Annotated in this window: 7 protein-coding genes; all 7 read right to left on the reverse strand. The window is 56.1% G+C overall.

Annotated features, from left to right (window positions below; all coding sequences use genetic code 11):
• Window positions 1-22: 22 nt before the first annotated feature.
• The 7 genes from SH421x_RS20240 to SH421x_RS20270 all read right to left on the reverse strand — a co-directional run bounded on the left by SH421x_RS20240 (window position 23) and on the right by SH421x_RS20270 (window position 17,372).
• Window positions 23-4,051 carry a hypothetical protein gene (locus SH421x_RS20240; protein WP_488851832.1) on the reverse strand — a complete coding sequence of 1,343 codons (4,029 nt, stop codon included), beginning with the start codon at window positions 4,049-4,051 and terminating at the stop codon, window positions 23-25.
• Window positions 4,048-5,739, reverse strand: coding sequence for a hypothetical protein (locus tag SH421x_RS20245; protein ID WP_488851833.1), 1,692 nt, complete (start codon window positions 5,737-5,739; stop codon window positions 4,048-4,050). The genes SH421x_RS20240 and SH421x_RS20245 overlap by 4 nt, the downstream gene beginning before the upstream one ends.
• Window positions 5,736-8,228: a hypothetical protein gene (locus SH421x_RS20250; RefSeq protein ID WP_488851834.1), complete on the reverse strand. Its 2,493-nt coding sequence runs from the start codon at window positions 8,226-8,228 to the stop codon at window positions 5,736-5,738. Before SH421x_RS20250 ends, SH421x_RS20245 begins: the two co-directional genes overlap by 4 nt.
• On the reverse strand, window positions 8,229-10,760 hold the full coding sequence (locus tag SH421x_RS20255) for a BatA domain-containing protein (RefSeq protein WP_488851835.1): 2,532 nt from the start codon (window positions 10,758-10,760) through the stop codon (window positions 8,229-8,231).
• 36 nt (window positions 10,761-10,796) lie between these two features.
• Window positions 10,797-11,957, reverse strand: coding sequence for a prenyltransferase/squalene oxidase repeat-containing protein (locus SH421x_RS20260; RefSeq protein ID WP_488851836.1), 1,161 nt, complete (start codon window positions 11,955-11,957; stop codon window positions 10,797-10,799).
• Window positions 11,958-12,073: 116 nt separating this feature from the next.
• Complete coding sequence (locus SH421x_RS20265) at window positions 12,074-16,717, reverse strand: PQQ-binding-like beta-propeller repeat protein (RefSeq protein ID WP_488851837.1); 4,644 nt, start codon at window positions 16,715-16,717, stop codon at window positions 12,074-12,076.
• The gene (locus tag SH421x_RS20270) at window positions 16,710-17,372 is read right to left on the reverse strand and encodes an RNA polymerase sigma factor (protein ID WP_488851838.1); all 663 of its coding nucleotides are present in this window, start codon (window positions 17,370-17,372) and stop codon (window positions 16,710-16,712) included. The genes SH421x_RS20265 and SH421x_RS20270 overlap by 8 nt, the downstream gene beginning before the upstream one ends.
• Between the last annotated feature and the right edge of the window lie 153 nt (window positions 17,373-17,525).

The raw sequence follows: 17,525 nt of genomic DNA on the forward strand, positions 1-17,525 counted from the left end.
AGGTCTGGTTGATTTGGTTTCGTTAATCGACGTTTTCAAAATAACGCCGGAGTCGTTGCTCGTAGCCGCGGGGAGGTTCACGCCGAGCGCCTGCTTGAATCGCCTTCTGCAAGCCTGGCGGCAGTTTGGCGAACCATGGTTCGTTGTCAAAGCGGCGCGCTTGCGCATCGCTATCTCCAGCCGACTTCGTTCCTTGCGATTCGCCTCCTTCCATTTCAGGCGAAAGGGAAAGCGGCGTTTCGGCGCCATCCTGGTTTTGCGTCTCTTGACCACCTTGCGAAGTTCCGCCTGCGGCGGCGACGCTGGAAGTCGCTCCAGGCTGTGGCTGCTGTCCCGGCGTCGCAGCACTAGCGACGGATGGGGCCGGCGCTTGAGCTGTAGGACCATCGCCAACGCCGGGTCTTGGCGCCCCGGCGACTTGTCCCGGCATGGCGCCTTGCGGCGGAGTCGGCATGGCTTGCAGCGCTTGCTGAACTGCTTGACCGCCTGCGATCGCGTCTGCCGTCGCTTGCGGCGAATTGGGAACCAATCCGGTTCCTAGTTCACTGCTGGTTGCCCCCAAGTCTTGGCCTGGGCTCGGCATCCCTTCGGCAGGGTCACTGGAGGCCATTTGCTGACCGGGGCCTTGCCCCGATGCAGGCTGACCCAGTTGTTGGCTATTGGAAGAAGGTTGATTTGCTTCACCGCCCGGGGATTCGCCAAGCGAACTCGTCTCGGGACCAGCCTCTCCCATCGCTAGATCACTAGCCGGAGGAGCAGGCGCAAGTGATTGTTCAGGCAGCGGTAATTGCGAAGCAGCTTCCAAGCCTGCACGCAGCGGTTGATTGGCGACTTGCTGCTGACCTGAGATCTGTTGAGCCCCTTCTCCGGTCGCCGTTTGCGCTTCCGCAAATTGACGCGAAGCGCTGGCGAGTTGTTGCGCCGCGGCTGCAGCAGCAGGAGAAATTGGCGGCGTTTGGCCAGCAGCTTGCTCACCCATCGGAGGACTCGGCATGTTCTCGGCTAGTGCGTCTGCCTGACGGTCGATTTCATCTCGTGCGTTTTGCTGTTGCTCAGACAAAGCGGCGAGCGCCTCGGCGATTGATTTGTCACGCGATAACTGCTGTTCTCGCGCCGTCAACGCTGCCGCCGCTTGTTGCATGCTGCGTTGTGCGCTGTCTGCCGCTTGTTGCATCTCCCCTGGTGCTGCAGACTCTGGAGAGTCTTTCTGAGAATCTCCTCTTGCCGCCCCCTCTTGGCTAGATTGTTCTGCTTGTCGGAGAGCGGATGCGGCGTTGGGATCGACAGCGCCAGCTTGCTGCGCAAGTTGATCCAATTGAGGCGATTGTTTGGCAAGATCCTTGGCCATCTGTTGAGCAGCTTGCTCAATGGCGGTCGCCAATTTTTGAGAGGCGTCGCCCAGAGACTTTTCGGCATCGGCCTGACTTTGAGCGGCGGCCTCTGGTTTATCTTGGGCGAGATTCTCAGCTGCCGCTTTGCCAGCATCTGCAGCTTGTTGAGCTGCCGCCGCCGCATCAGGCGCAGCATCTGCAGCAAGTTGCGCCGCTTCGGCGGCAAGATCGGCTGCTTTTGCCTGAGCTGCGGCGTCGGGCTGACCAGCCGGTTCCGCCGCCATCTCGGTCGCCATTTGTTCGGCTTTGCGCTGCGCGGAGGCAAGTTGAGCAGCGGCTTCCTCACGAGCAGCGGCGGCCTTGTTGGGGTCGCCGCTCAATGTTTCTTTAGCGGCGGTTGCAGCCGCTTTCTCTGCATTGCTCAATGCTTCGGCGATGGCGCCGTCGGTCTGCTCACCAAGCCCTTCCGCTTCGTCGGCAACATGTTGCTGCTGAGCGGCGGCGTCGACCGGGGAATTCGCTTTGCCTTGATTCAACTCTGCGGCCGCATTATTGGCTTGCTGCTGCATCTGAGCGATTTTGCCGATTTCCTTCGCCAACTGCTGGGCTTCGGCGGCGGCGGTTTTTCCTTCCGCTTTCATCTGCTCCATTTGAGCAGCGGCAATTTTTTCTTGCGCGGCTTGCAATTGTTGTAGATTGTCGCTGGAAGGGGCCGCGTCAAGCGACTGCTTGACTGCTTCTTTGGCTGCGGTGGTTTGCGCCAACTGTTGGCCAGTCATTTCGGCCAACTCTTGCGCCGCCTTGCCCGCTTCTTTGCGCAACTGTGCTGCTGCTTGCTTAAGCGATTCACCGGCTGATTGGGCGGCATCGACAGCGTTATTCAATTGTGACGCCGTTTGCTCTGCATTCTTTTGCTCGGCAGCTGAGGTCAGATCTTTTGCAGCGGCTGTGATCGCAGGTTCCGTTTTTTTCAACATTTCGGCAACTTGGGGAGCAGTGTGCTCTAGCCCGGCAGCGACTTCATCAGCGACTTTTTCAACTTGCTGTTGGGTTTGGGCCAAATCAGCTGCCGCGGCTTGCGCTGCTTCGGCGGGCATCGCCGCCGCTTCTTGTGCATCGGCTGCGATGTCACGTTCGGCTGCGGCAGCGCGTTCGAGTGCTTCGGCGGCTCGCGCTAACTCACCGACCTCGACCGCAAGTTGTTTCCGCTTGAGGTCGGCCAATTGGGCTGCAGTCTCCGCTTGGGCTTTTTCGATCGCTTCGGAAGCTTCTTGCATGGCTGCTTGAGCGGTCTGCTGTGCTTCTGGCGATGCGTTTGCTTGTGCTGACTTCAATGCTTCCGCTGCTTCGGCGGCTGCTTCCTGAGCATCCAGTAGTCGCGATTCAACAGGCGTCGGCGAGGCTTCGTCGGCTAGGTGAGCCAGTTCTTCCGCAACGGTTGCTTCTTTCTGCTGCGCGGCGGCGGGATCTTGGCTTGCAGTTTCTGCGGCGGCGGCCTGATCTTTGGCTGTTTCCGTCAGCTTCTCTTGCAGCGCTTCTAGTTTCTTGACGTCCTCAGCCAACTCATCAGCGCTTTTCTCAGCGTCATCTTGGGGGGCGGCGGATTCTAGCTGATGTTCCAGTTCGGCCAGCGCGCCCAGCACTTCGTTTTGATCGGCCAACGCTTCGGCTTGATCCCCTTCAAACAATTCAGCCACGGCGTCGTGCGCGGCCGCTTTGCTTTGTTCTAATAGCGGTTGAAGCGGTTCAAATTCTTCTAATTGCTGTGCGAGTTGTCCTAAATCATTCCGAATTTCTTCCTGTTTCTCGGTTAAGGCATCCGGCGTCAACTGCGTCAAGTCGGTTTCTTTGGTCGTGTCTCGAAGCTCTTCTTGTTTCTTCGTGATCTCAGCAATCAGTTTGCGTGCGGCGTCACGGTCGCTGCTGATCAGGCCGCGAGTTTCTTCTAGTTTCTCCAGTAGGCGTTTCAGACCTTTGATCACTTCGACCTGTTCTTCACCCGCTTCCGAGTAAAGTCCGGTCGAGAGATTTTGATCGGCAGTATCGAGATGAGTTCCGGTTTGCGCGGCCTTCAAAATCCGAATGCCGTCAGCTGCGCCAGCGCCAACCTTGCCGCCCCATTGCGTCACTTCGCCTAGATCATGGACTAGCCGTACAAAAAGGCCAGAGACATCGCGTTGATCTTGAATCACACCGAGCGCGATCGACTCGCGTTCTTGCATCGGTTGATCCAGCAGCCCCACGGTCCGTTCGCGAGTTTTCTCTTCGATCGCGATTAACTCGCGGACTTGAGCCGCTAATTTGGCAATTTGTAGACGGCGATAAAGACGTTGCCGCTCGGCCATCAGCGCCAATACAACTTCCCGAATTTGATCCCGGGCAGCATTGAAGTGTTGTAGGCGAGTCGGCTGATCTCCCTCTTGTGCTTTCACTAGCAATTCGACAACTGCTTGCATCTCTGAGCCAACCAGCCCATCGACGTTATTTCGCATCGTTTTGATCTCGACATAGACCGGCATTTTGGCCAGCCCGTTCTCTTCAAATTGACGAAGCTGGATATCAAGGATGCTGGTCACCAAATCGCGGGCCATCGTCTGAGCTCGCTCCTGAGCGATCTCGCGTCTACGCAGAGTCGTCGAATTCAGCTCTTGTGCGAGTACGAAACTGGTCGCCATCAGCATGATCGCCGCTGCGAATGCTGTATGTAGGTATCGGTTCATCGCGCCTCTCCAATTCCGAGTTGACGTTTGATGATTTCGGTAAGTTGTTCTTCGGACCGTTGATCGGCTTCGGAGATCGCTGCGAGAACGCCGCTTTCGTCCGATACTTCTAGCACCAACGGTTCGCTAATCGCGGCCATCCCTTCGCCGTGACCGCGCCAGTCGCGAGCTTCGATGGTAACGCTCAGACTATCCCCTTTTTCGAGCATTAGTTCAGAGAGCGGCAGCGCAAACTCGCTCGAATAGGGAAGCTGACTTGCTTTCAGCGGTGAGTCGAGAAGTTCGTAAGTTTTTACCGCGACTTCGTTTTCGCCCCGTTCAATTTTTAGTCGCAGCTTGACCGAAGCGACTCCGTAATCGTCACTAGTGCGGAAAGCGATTACCGGCGTGGCTGTGGGTAAAATGACACGATGGATGGCGCTCGCTGCGATCTGAGGCGCCCGATCGTTTTTCAAACGCAAATAACCACGCGGGACAAATTGCGGCGCCAAGCCATCCTTATCTCTCAGCTCTAGTTCAAACCGAATTGGGGCGGCGACGCTGGACAACGGAGTTTCGCCGCTGGGCAACTTCCAAGATTGTTGATTGTTGTCCGCAGCGATCAACTTGATCGATTGGATCTCTTCGCCGATCATGAGCTGCAACAAGGCTGATGCCAGTGGTTTGCTACTAGTGATGTTCAGATCGACTCGGCTTCCTTCGAGCACGGCGCGTTGCAGTCCGCGGGCCGAGTCATCGCTCTCTAAACCTGCGGCGTACTCAGGCGGAGTGACCGACATCTCGGCCTCGATTGTCGGCAGCGGCAACACTTCGATCCTCGCGTGGTCAGTCCAAGCATCTCCCAACGAAACCTGATAGACGGCCGGCTCCATGAGTCTAGGTAACGCCGCAACATAGGTTCTTGTCGGTTCGTCTTCCTCTTTCGCAAGGTTCGGCAGTAAATCCAAGGATGTAGATCCACTCTTGCCTGCAAGCGAAAAGATACCACTGGATGGCAGCACTCCGGAGGCATGCACGTGAATGTCAAACGGCTGTCCAAAACCGATCTTTACGACCGTTTGGGCGGCTTGCGTGGGATCCACATCCACACCGCCGATGCGGAGCGACTCGATTGTCGTCTTGGTCGGGTAATGAATTTCACTGAGCGCTAAACGCTGCATAAAGGTCAACACATGACGAGGCGCGAGGATCACCGTCCCAATCGCAATCGCCAGAATGACGGCAGCCCATGTTGCACGGTTACGAAGCGGGCTGCTATCGAAGCCGTCAAACACGTCAATATCGCCCCCGAGATCGGCGACGTAATCAATGACGGCAGTTTCTAATTCGGGCGAACCCCACTTGGTCGCTTCTGGCGATTCAAATTGCAACGCACCGACCAGATCGCTTTCGATACCGTGACGGCGTTCGACCATCATCGCCATGTCAAGCATAGTTTCGCTCTTCCCCAGCCAAGGAAGAGCAAAGCGGCGCCAGATCCAGATCAGCGCGGCTGACGCGATCACCAAGATGATGATTCGCTGAGCGGCATTCATCTCCAACGCGACATCTAGTCCCATCACCAGCAACAGCGCCAATAGTAAGCTGCCGATAATAACGGCCAGCGCACTTCCCCATCGGACGCTGCGACGCGCTTGCCGCAGTTTTTGAAGTTGCCAACGAAGTTGATTTAGTTTGCTGCGAGTCATGCCAAGTTCGCCCTCTTGCGCGAGTACCATTCGCCCAGCATCAACCCGACCAGCAAGACAAACCACAACGGCGTCCCCCAGAGCGGCTCATTGCGGGTTACTTCTTCGCGTACATCTTTCAATACGATTTTGTCGAGCAGCGAATCAATCTCATGAAGTTCTACCGCAAGCCCGCCCGACTGCTGGGCGATGTCGTTTTGCAAACTGACGTTGCGAACGGCGCTGCGTAATTCGGCAGATGCGCCGGTTGCTTGAAAGCGGACCTCACTGACTTTGTCGGTCACTGGATCTTTGACTCGTACAATGTATTGCCCCTGTCGACTGACAGGCACACGGATCTCAAATCGGCCAGTTCTAAGTTCCGGAATCGTAATCTCACGTGGCAACATGGCTCGGCCGGCATCGTCCGGGGTTTCGATTTCGCCTTGCAGTGCTCCACCGGCTAAGGTTGTTGCCGAGAGCGGCTCAAAGTTTTCGTCATATGCTTCGACCGAAATCAATGCTTTTTCATCGACAAGATATTGATCCCGTTCGGCTCTCACCACAAATCGTTTTTGGGCGCCTAATGCGTGACTAAGTCCCAGTCGATTGATCAATTGCGACCAGAACTGGCGATAAAATTTCTCGCCGTGTAAACGACGCAAACGCCATAGTTCGTTAAAGCTGATGTAGATCACTTCACCGGCGCCATAACGGCGAATCGCGATCAGCGGCTGTGGCGTTTTGCCATCGGCACACAGGTCGAACGGATGTTCGGCCAATACTGTTGCTTGCGAATGTACTCCCTGCACCGGTTGATACCAGGGGAGCTTGCCGAGCGACTTCCAGGCGGCGAGATTCTCGCGGCGATCGTTGGTATCGCCCAACTGCATGAAGTCCGTTTGTAATCCCAGCGGAGTCAATCGCGGCTCAAATTCTTTGTCGTCTCGCAGGGCCAACGAGCCATCAACCTTGACCGGCAACATGTCAGCCAGAGCCGTACCATTGAGTTGCGACGGTCCAAACCGCGGTCCGGCGATCACCACAAGTCCGCCGCCAAACTGACCAACAAATTCTTTGGTCATCTCACAAAAACGATCGCTGAGCGCCGACGAAGGCATATCCCCTAGGAAGATAACATCATTAGCGAAGAACTCACTGCGCTGCGGGGTCAGGGTCGGCAGAAAGAGTTCGTTGTTTTGCCGAACCTTGGGATCGGCGGAACGGAGGAACGTGCGAAACCCGCGCATTCCAACCAGGCGATCGCGATGAAACACTTCTTTGACGAAGCGCCATTCCCAGGTTGGTTCGTTTTCGATGAACATCAATCTTAGGTAGTCGTCGATGATGTTAACGGCGCGAACCGAGGTGTTGTTCTCGAGGGTCGCTTCGCCAACTTGCGGTTCGACTTCGGCGATGAACGCAAAGCGGCCTGCTTGCTCTGGGGTGAACGGCATGTCGACATACATGACGCTTGAGTCGAGCGTTACGGTTTCGGTTCCGACTGCGATACGGGACATCCCGGTCAGCGAGTCCCCTTCCAGCGGTTCGGCATAGACGCTGACATCCACCGTTTCGCCGGTCAGGCCCGATTGATTGACGCGAACCGCGATCGTGGCTCGCTCTGCTTTTTTCATCTTAGGAGGAGGCTGTACATCCACGGCGATGTCTACCGCCGACTGGGAGCCAAGTCCAATCGTATAGATCGGCGCGCCAACTCTTTCGACCGGACTCATCCCGCTGCGAGATGTGCTAAGCGGCGGAGAACCTGCGTTTTGGGCGAAGTCGCTAAACAGCAGAACACTGGCTAAGCGACTCGTGCGATGTTGCGTCGACAAGTCATGCAACATATCGCCCAACGCTGTGACACGTCCCTCGGTCGTCAACTCGGCCGCTGCATCGGCTAGTTCGATTTGGTCAGTCGCATCCTCATCTCCCAACAACCTTCGCAAGCGACTTGTATTTTGGCCGTCGAAGATAAAGGGTTCAATTTGCACTCCTCGCTCTTTAGCCAGGCGGGTTAGCAGATTGCCATCGGGATTTTGTAGATAGGCTTGCAACCATTGGACGCGTGAGGCAGCCGCAGACCCAGAGGTCTCAAGCGCTGCCGAACTCCCTTGCGTCTGAAGTCCAACAACGGCGGCCAGCGCCTCACGCGTTTCGGGGGGCAAGTCGTCGGCGATTGTCATGCTTTCGGTGCCATCGAATACGGCATAGACCACAGGCTCTGGATCGTTAGTCGCGGTGACTTGCAAGATTGGATCGGCCAAAGTGAAGATCAACAGCGCCAACAAGAAGCCACGCGTCGTCCCAAGCGAGTAGCGTGCCCAAAGGCTCAATCGCGGATGAAACTTCGCATAAAACCAAAGTGACGCGGCCAGCGCAGCCGCGCAGCCTAGGATCACCCAAAAGGCATTGCCGCTGGCCCAGGGAGCCGCCAGCGAAACCTGCACATGGTCAATCGACGATGCGTTACGAATATTCAGGAGCCAGCCGAGTATTTCGGTCATCTAGGATCGAGCCTCCTCGGAGAGCGGAGTCGCGCCCGTTGCAGGCGAGCGAGAAATGATGCGATCGACCCAACCTGGTCGAGCAATCAACAACATCTCGATCAGTAAACAGCCCAATGCCAACGCGATCAGATACTTCCACCAGTCTTGTCCGCGGATTTGGGCGCCAGCCAAACTGATCACTTCCCCAGGTGTGATCCACTTCAACTTTTCGTCAAGTCCCCGCTGGTGAAAATCTTCGCGAGTCAGACGATCAATTTGTGATTCGCCTGCTTGCGGTTGCACGGCCAGCACCAAGGTTTGCGGTGGTTCCGGCGAAAGGGTCGGATCGCTGCTCAGTTGGCGTTCGCTAACTTTCAATTCGTACTTGCCGCCGCGAAGCAACTGCGGCACGGTCACGCCGCGGGTTTGATCATCCAAAAATCCGATTGGCAGCTCTTCGGCAACATCAGAGCCGGGACGGCTGAGTTCGACCATTGTCGTTGTCGAGGCCGATTCAAGCGGCAACGAAATCTGGCCGAGTGTCGGAAAGTTACGTTGCGGCAACGTGGTTTCTAACATCCCACGCAACAAGCGGTCAAAGATCAACACGGCGTTGGTGCGAGGTAGCGTATTCCATAAATTGTCGATGCCGGTCGAGACCAACAATGCCCGCCCACTGCCAATTTGTCGTTCTATCAGGAAGGGTTGATCATTGTCAAACCGGGCGAGGACACGTGGCAAATTACGGCGGTCAAACGAGTCTCCTGGTTGCTTCGCCTCTGCAGCATCGCCTGCCTGTTTTGAATCATCGGAAACGGTTTTCTGTTCGGCAACGTCGGTTAATCCCGTTGTGCGAGTGACATCATTGCGCCACAGGAGCCATCGATTGGTCGTCATCTCCTCTTCATTGACCGGCTCGTTGCCTTTGGACAGAATTGTTTTTTCAATGGTGGCCATTGTCGCCTCATCGACACGCGGAATGACCGATTTGAAAAAGAGAGGCTCGGCGTACAGATCTAGCAACTGCGACTCAGAGAGACCCGAGAGTTGAAAATAAGCATTGTCTTTCATGCTGTCATAGGACAAGCGAAACGGCTCTAAGCGATCGAAGTTGGAGTCTAATGAAACCCCAAACGGCAGCGGTTCTAGCGGCACTGGTAATATCCCCGCTCCATCGCGCCAAGCGACTTGAGTCCAACGCGCCGGGTCAAATTCTCCCCCGGCCGAAATAACTAATTGGCCTCCTTGGTTGACAAACTCGGTCAAGACGTCGACGGCGAACTCCGGCGGTTCGGCGATTCCCCCAACCACCGCTAGGCGTGCGTCTTCCAGCAACGCCCGCAAGCTGGGAGCATCCAAGTCCTCGAGTCGACGATGACGCACTTGAATCAATTGACGCTGCTCCTCGCGACGACTAGTAACCGGAGCTAGCAACCGGCGCAAAGCCCAAGTTTCACCATATCGATTGCGGCGCGGGTCTTCGTCCACTTCTGACATCGAATCGAGAAAGACGACTGGCAGGGCCGCCACGACCGAAGCGATGATCGTGCGTGAGTCATCAGCAGGTAATCGATCAGGCGGAAGCGAAACTTCGACCGCGATCGACGTTGACTTGCCCGGTTCGATCGCCATGCCGTCAAACAGATATTCAAACGTCAATTCGCGCTCACTATTTGGTTCGAGCGAGATCATTTGCGAATCGACTTCTTCTCCGTTGACACGAAAGACAACCGGCACATCTTCGCGTGCATTTGCACCAGCATGCGCGACACGCACGACGAACGTCGAGGGCGTATCCACATCAGCCAGCGAGTCTTGGAGTTCAAAATCAGAGATCCAGGTATTGCTGGCGTCATCCGCGCCAACTTCGACCACTTGGAGCGGCGGGAACTGCTCCCATTGGGCAGGCGTGCGAAGGTCATCCCAGGCGCCTGCTTGTTGGTCAGTAAAAAAAATCGCTCGCGGCGAAAGTTGCGGCGTGCGAGCGGCGGCGACGGCGATCTGATTTCCAACGGCGATCACGTCTGCCTGACGATCGGTGGGGTCGATCGCCGCAATCGCGGCAGCGGCGTCTTCACGCGTGCGATAAGGATCGATCGATGACGTGCGAGTCGATCCACAAGCGGCGATCACGCTGATGCGACTGCCTGGAGGGAGTTGGTCGAGAAACTCGATTGCTTCTCGTTTCGCCTCCTCGAGCAAAGTTCCATTGAGCGACTCAATCCCCATGCTCATGCTATTGTCGATCGCTAGTACGGCATGCAGAGGTTGCGAAGCATCAAAATCACTGGCGCCAACCGATAGGAAGGGACGCGCTAAAGCCAATCCAAACAGTAGCACCGCGGCAGTTCGCAGGATCATCAGCAAGATATCGCGCATCTGCAATATGCGACGATTTCGTTTCATCGCTTGCTGTAAAAAGTCCATCGCTCCCCAGTGCACCGTGCGAAAGCGGCGACGATTCATCAAATGAATGATGATCGGCCCCGCCGCACACAACAGTCCCGCAATGGCGAAACCGCTTGCTGTGAGTGAGGGAAGAAAGTTCATTAGCGCTGCCTGTAACAAGCAAAAGGAAGAGAAGTGCTAGTTCGAGTTAAACTGCTGCGACAGGCCTTCAATACGGCCTTCCTGCAGAATCGGCAAATAGCGATTGGGCATCGCCAGAATAAAGCATCCAACGGCCGTGCCGTACAGATCACTCGGCATTCCGCCCAGATGAGCGCCAGCGCCCCATTTGCCATGCTCACGAGGAGTGTCGGGACGCAGAATCTGGCTTTCAACAACGCGATCTCGCAAAATTGGATATGACTTTTTCCAATCATCGCCGCCAATTTGGTACAGCGCTTGACCGACGTAGTACATCGTATAGGCGTCAAACGGCAGCTTGCCATTATGACGCTCTTGCTTGTCGTTTAGCTCTTCGATCTGGACGTTGATGATGTCCAGATTTTTGCGAATCCGCCAATCGTCATACTGGCCGAATTCCTGCAAGCAAACGACTCCGGCGGCCGCCATCGCAGTCGAGGATTTGCCGCCGTTGCGTGAATAGGTGAACTGACCAGGCCGTTTCATTTGTTCCGATTCGGGTGCGTTGCGCGAGCCCCCTTCCGGTTCGTAATGGTCACGCACGCTTGCAATCGCCATCTGAATTACTTCCGGCGGAACTTCTAGACCGCTATCGACGGCGCTCCGCAGAGCTTTGGCCTGCATCACCGCCAGACTGAGATCGTGCCCATGCTCTTGACGCCGAGCACGATAGTCCCACCCTCCATCTTCGCACTGCGTATTCGCGATTAGTTTGAGTGACCGATCCAGCACTGAGTTAATTCGCGGATCACCGGTCATGCCGTGAGCCTGACCGAGGACAAATGTCGCCAAGCCATGGTTGTACATGTCACGCTGCGCATCGGCGACATTAAGCAGCCCCGATGGTTTAGCGTTGGTCAGCAGGTAGTCGACCGCTCGTTCCACGGTGCGGCCATATTTGCCGCGTCCCGGTGCATGGCCAGCCGCCAAAAACGCCAACGTTCCCATCCCGACCAGTCCGAGATCGTCCGATTCCCAGTTTCCCTTGGGACCCTGGTTTTTGGCCAACCATTCGAGACCACGCTCAAGCGCTGCCTCGCTTTCCGGCGTGATTTCCCAATCCCCTTGCGCACGGGCATTGGGCGGAGAGGTCGCTAGGCTGATTGCGATCAAAAGCCAGCAGACGAAAAGTTTGGGTGAAAAAGAATAGGATCGCACGACAAGTCCATCAATCAGGGAAAAGTACCGCTTTCCATGATATGGAAGGACTCTGCAGAATCGTTACGCAGAATCTCGGGCTGTTTGGTTGTTTCACCAAAAATTGCCTGCCCGACCTACTGAATCGTTAGATCCCTCACCAAAAGTTTGCCGCCCCCTTGCAGAGAAACCTGTACGAGATCCGTGGGGTGGCGATTGGGGGGCAAGTTGACGGTGACTTTAGCGAGATCCCCTTCGTCGGTCATCGTTCCTTCCAACATTGTCTCCTGTCCACAGCGAACCGAGATCCGGATTGGACCCTTGACTTGCGTACGATCGACCGTCAGGGAGAGGAGCTTTCCCGCTTCGACAGGATGGATCAACGTTAATTCATTCGACGGATGGAGACTGAGCTGAAACTCCAGCTTACCAGCTTGCTCAATAATCGTCGCGCTATCCGTCGTTTCGATTGCCACGATCCGCCAGTTCGGGAAGCGCCCTGCCCAGGCCGCGGCAAAAGTGGGAGAGAGCGGCTTAGTCGCTGCTAGCGGTTTATACTGCGCCAGTGCAAGCGGATCTCCCTCCGGCTCCAAACGATGCAGCCGCATATCCAGGTCTCGCATTTCTGAGCGAAAGCTGACAAAGGCGCCTTGCGGATGAACCAGTAGTTTGCCGAGCTGTGGATCTTTGGCTGACAGTTTCGCCAAAGGGACGCCAGAGATCATTTCCCCCGAGGCAAGCGATAACCAACGAATCCAGGGAACGATTTCGTTACTGCCCCCCTTTTGCCCGGTTCCTGCAATTTCGACTAGTTGCGAGCCGGCGATCGTCGCTGCATAAACGTGCCAATCGTCGCTGCGCCGCCAAGCTACAGCGCCATCTTTGGTATCAATCGCGACGGCGGCGTTGGACTCTAAATAGATCAGTTTTCCATCGACAAGTCCGATGCACCGCTCCAGCTCTGAGGCGAACTTCGACCAGAGGAGGCGGCCAGTATCGATGTCAATGCAATCGATCGACAGCGCGCCGGGTTGCCGCACGATCACGCGATTTTCGCTCACAATCGGCGTCATCTCTTGTTGCCGGACCAGATCGACTCGCGCCGAAGTAGGCGTTGACGTTTGTTTTCGTACCCAACGCACGCCGCCAGACAAATCGCAAGCCAAGACGGCGCCTCCTAAGTCTGCAACGATCAAGTCGCCGGCGACGACTGCGGCACAAAGCCGACGTTCACCCCATGACTGTCGCAACCGGACAAGCGGATGTTTGCGCAGCGTCTCACCGGTTTCGGCGTCAATGCGGGCCAGTTGGACCTCCCACAAGTTTTGGGAGTCTTCGTCTCCCACAATCGCAAACAGTTCTCCTTGGATCCACAGAGGATCCGAAAGGACCGGCAGCTCACCCTCGGCGCGCCACACCAACTTGCCGTCATCGCGGCGATAGCAGTACAGCTCAGGGCGATTGGAATGGAGCATTCGAACAAAGATGTGATCACCGACGACGAGCGGTCGCATTTTGGTCAATTGCCAATTGTCATGGGCGCGAGCGCGATGACTGTCAATCCGCGGCGTCTTCCAAACGATCTCGCCTGATTTGGGATTGATTTGCACTAATTGAAAGCGATTGTTCAAAAAGATGCGATCGTCGGTCATTGTTGCGGCCAACGTCTCGGCCGCCCAGTCAACGTCGTTGGATGCATAGAGGTTGTCGCGATCATTGGCTCCTTCGCCATAGTCCAACTGCAATCGCACGGCGTCTTGAATTTTTAGATTAGTCGGCGCGAAGTCGAGCTTCCCTCCCTCCAGCGCCGCTGGGCGAGCGGCGTTCCAATTGGCGGAACCCGACGCTTGACGCTGCTCGCTAAATTGCTTGATCGCCGCTGTCGAGAACGACTTTCCTCCGATCGACACCGCGGTTGTCAAGTTCGCGTTTTCCGTCGCACCAATAATTGCCGCGGCTAGCGCCAAGCGAGCGTCCAACAGTTGGTCGTCAATCGTCGATTGATCGCCACCAGCCTGACGATAATGCGCAATCGCCCGCGCGACCTGACCAACGGCAAGCGCCTGATCACCCAGCCACAAGTGTGCTTCGGCCGCCGCTTGCGTGCCGTAGAACTGCAGCGTCACCAGTTCAACCGCTTCGACATCGCCTGAGTGGATCTCGGAACTGGCGCGCAACCGCGCAACGTCAGAAAAATTGCGATTCATCTCTTCGCGTAACTGCGGATTGCGGCGCATCGCCATGGTGATCGCGGCCGGCAGCGAAAAATAGAGATCGGGATCTTCACGGTCAGGCGCCAGGCCGTTGGCTCCATGCAGGTTGACACTGTTGATGATTCGACAAGCGTCAGCAAATGCGCTACTGTCGATCGCGGCCGACAAGTCTGCGCTGACGTTGTAAGCGTCTTTGCTTAATTCTTCGAGTAAGGGAGATCGATAGCGAGCATCGATCGTAGGCCAATCTCCCTCGATCCGCAGATTGGTTTCCCGCGTCGCCGCCGAATAAACCCAAGCCAGCAGTTGATAATCACGCCGCATCCGATAGTCGTCTTGGCCGGCGTACATTCGCTGCTTCAGGCAAAGCTCAATCGCAGCATTCCATTCGTGCTGGGCAAGCTTCTGCAGGAGAGCCTGATGAATCAACTGCTCATCCATCAGATCGACGCGATCGCGCATATCAATTGGCAACGCCAACATCGTGCGTCGCATGTCGTCGACATCAAAGGCTCGGCCATCCGCATATTGACGACCAACCAAGTTCGCTGCGTAAGCTTCGAAAAACTCAAAGCACTCTTTTTCATCCTGACCGGCTGGCCAAGTCTTCACCAGATAGGCGAACTTGCGTAGGTGATCGAGCGAATTCTCAAGCGATGCGGGATCATCGAGTGAGTCCGCCAGTTGCCTGAAAACGTGGGGATTGTCGGTCCCTGCAATGATGGATTTTTCCGCCGCCGCGGCCATCCATACTTCGAGCGGCACATCAGCCGGCCGCGCCGCGATCGCTTTGGTGATCCAATCACTCGAGTGTTTCACTTCGGTCGGCGCTGAGCCCAGCGACTCTTTAGTGACGGCTTGGGACAGCAGATTCACCCCGCGGACCACTACTTTGCGTAAGCGAATCTTGCGCGGATTTTGACCCGCTTTGATCGAAATGCCGAATTCCGTTTGCTGACGATTCATACCGCCGGCTGGCTGGGGATTGATCGCCCAGTTGCGGCCATCGACGCTGGTCCAAAATCGAGACTGACCGTCTATCGCGACAATCCGAATCCAGATCGGACTTGCCACATCGGTAATCGGCAGTTCCTGCGGCTTGCGTTGATCTTTTCGTCCATCGTCTCCCCACCAAGAGAGAAACGGAAAGTATTCGTTGGTCGCGTTGTTTCGGCCAAAGGCGACGGCGACGCCAGGGTCGTAGCGGGGCGGATCTTCAGCAGGGTTCGCCCGAAAGGCCAGCAGCGCTGATCCTCCCACTTCAAAATCTTCTAGCAGAAAATCAACAACGCGCAGCCCCGTTCCTGGAATGGGCGCTGTGATGTAGCCTTCCCCCTGCTCTGCAATTAACTCCACAGCACCATCGTCAAGCTTGCGAACGGTAATTCCCGTCTCGGGCAGTCGCTCGGTCCAAGTGAGATCAGCAGGCCGGTCGATTTCGGTCAGGACGGGAAGTTCAAGTCGACTCGACGGGGGCAATTCACTAAGCCGTTGAAAATCAAGCCCACGTAGCCAAGCTTTGCCTTCAAATAAAACTTCGGTCGGCGAGCCAGCGAGGGGCGCTCGCAGCAATTCGATTTCGCCGCGATAGATGACCAGCTCTTGCTGTTGATCATCATAGTAGCACCATGTGATTGGCGCTTCGTGCAGATCCGAACGGCGATCGGCAAAACCATCACTGACGGCCAGCGTACGACGACTGACATTTTCTTCCCCCGGCTTCCGGGTAACGAGGTAAGCCGACCAAGGGTCATAATCTCGGTTGTGATGAACTAGAGATATTCCTTGGTCGCCGTGAAGAAAAGTCAACGCGAATTGCTCGGCGTCCCAAACAGACAATCGCAGCGCCGCTCCAAGAGTCCAAGGAGCATTCAGTCGAAAGGCGCCGTTCATACTGGTTCGCATCGTGTTGTGATGCTTTTGTGTCTCGAACCGACCTCCCTGCTTGGGCAGCGGCGTAAACCATTGCTTCAGCGAGTCTCCGGTCGGCGCATCATGCGCCGGATCAAAATCGTGATACCACGCATCGGCAAAACTAACAGCCGGCCGCGCCAGTGAGACATCCCAAGGTCCTGGCTGCGACTCTTCCTGTTGAGCGGCAACTTGTGCGCCGCCGCTCCGAGGCGAAGCCAACGGGGTCATCTCAGAGGGCGATTGCTCGACAACGCTCTCCGGTTCGATCGGCTTCTCTTTTTCGAGCGGCTGCTTATCGGCAGGTTCGGTGGGCTTCGGAACCTCGGTCACATCGGCGACTTCGGTCTTGGGCTGCGAGAAATAAATGACGCCGGCCGTGACCCCAAAGAAGATCAGCGCCAGACCACCCCACATCGCGCGGATGGTCTGTTTGCGGCGTTGACTGCGATCAAACTTTGCCAAGATAGTTTCGGCGGAGAAACCGAGTCGCCCTAGAGCATCGGTTAAATAATGCTCCATCTGCAACTGATCGATCAGAACGCGGCGCAATTCTGCCGATTCCGCAATCCGCTGGCGCAACAATTCGATCTCTTCAAGCTTGAGCTCAGCCGGAGTGTGGGACTGCACCAGCTCAATTAGTTCTTCGTTAGTCATCGGCGCTGGCGTGGATCTTTCGCGTGATGCAATTCTTCAGCGCTTGACGAGCACGAAAGACGAGCAGCTTTACTGCGCCCTCGCTACGTCGCAATTTAACGCCGATCGCTGATAACTTCATCTGAGCGTAGTAGTGCATGTCGAGGGCGTCCCGAGCACTTTTGCCGAGCGAATCCAAACATTGCTTCAAAAAGCCTTGCACGGCCGAGTAGTCGTCGTGGTCATTGTCAGCCAATGCATCGATTTCGAGACAAAGCTCGGTCCAGGCGACTTCTTTGCGACGGTTCACTTGACGAATGTGTTCGCGCAGCACATTGCGTGCGACTCCCAACAGCCACGGCCGGACCGGCACGTGCTCAGGAAAGCGAACCTTGCCGATGAAACAACGGAGGAAGACTTCCTGACAAAGATCTTCTGCATCGGATGGTTCGAGCATTCGTGAACGCAAATAGCCAAAGACGAAACCTTGCTGTCGAGAGACAAACGCTGCAAATGCTTCGCGATCTTTGCTTTTAATCGCTTCCACCAACAATGCGTCATCATCCGCGATGATGTGTTGGCGATCTTCGCACGCCGCATGCCCTACCGATGCGCGCAAGTCAAACGGCAATGTCGCCGCATCAGGCAAGTAAGTTGTCGGCTGGCCGGATGGCATGGCGATACTGACAGGCGAAAGTAAAACAGGGGAGACTGTCGACTCGTTCTATGTTATCGCAAAATGAGTAGAAGATGCAAACAATCGGTCAGCCAGAGAGCAGCAGCGCACAAAAAAGGGAGAGTCGACAACCGACTCTCCCCCCAAAATTTA

It is taken from the genome of Blastopirellula sp. SH421 (genome assembly GCF_057808535.1).

Bases quoted from the DNA above. Each gene is read 5' to 3' on its own strand.
- SH421x_RS20270 (WP_488851838.1), bottom strand. From the start codon at position 17,372: ATGCCATCCGGCCAGCCGACAACTTACTTGCCTGATGCGGCGACATTG.
- SH421x_RS20265 (WP_488851837.1), bottom strand. From the start codon at position 16,717: ATGACTAACGAAGAACTAATTGAGCTGGTGCAGTCCCACACTCCGGCT.
- SH421x_RS20255 (WP_488851835.1), bottom strand. From the start codon at position 10,760: ATGAACTTTCTTCCCTCACTCACAGCAAGCGGTTTCGCCATTGCGGGA.
- SH421x_RS20245 (WP_488851833.1), bottom strand. From the start codon at position 5,739: ATGACTCGCAGCAAACTAAATCAACTTCGTTGGCAACTTCAAAAACTG.
- SH421x_RS20240 (WP_488851832.1), bottom strand. From the start codon at position 4,051: ATGAACCGATACCTACATACAGCATTCGCAGCGGCGATCATGCTGATG.
- SH421x_RS20250 (WP_488851834.1), bottom strand. From the start codon at position 8,228: ATGACCGAAATACTCGGCTGGCTCCTGAATATTCGTAACGCATCGTCG.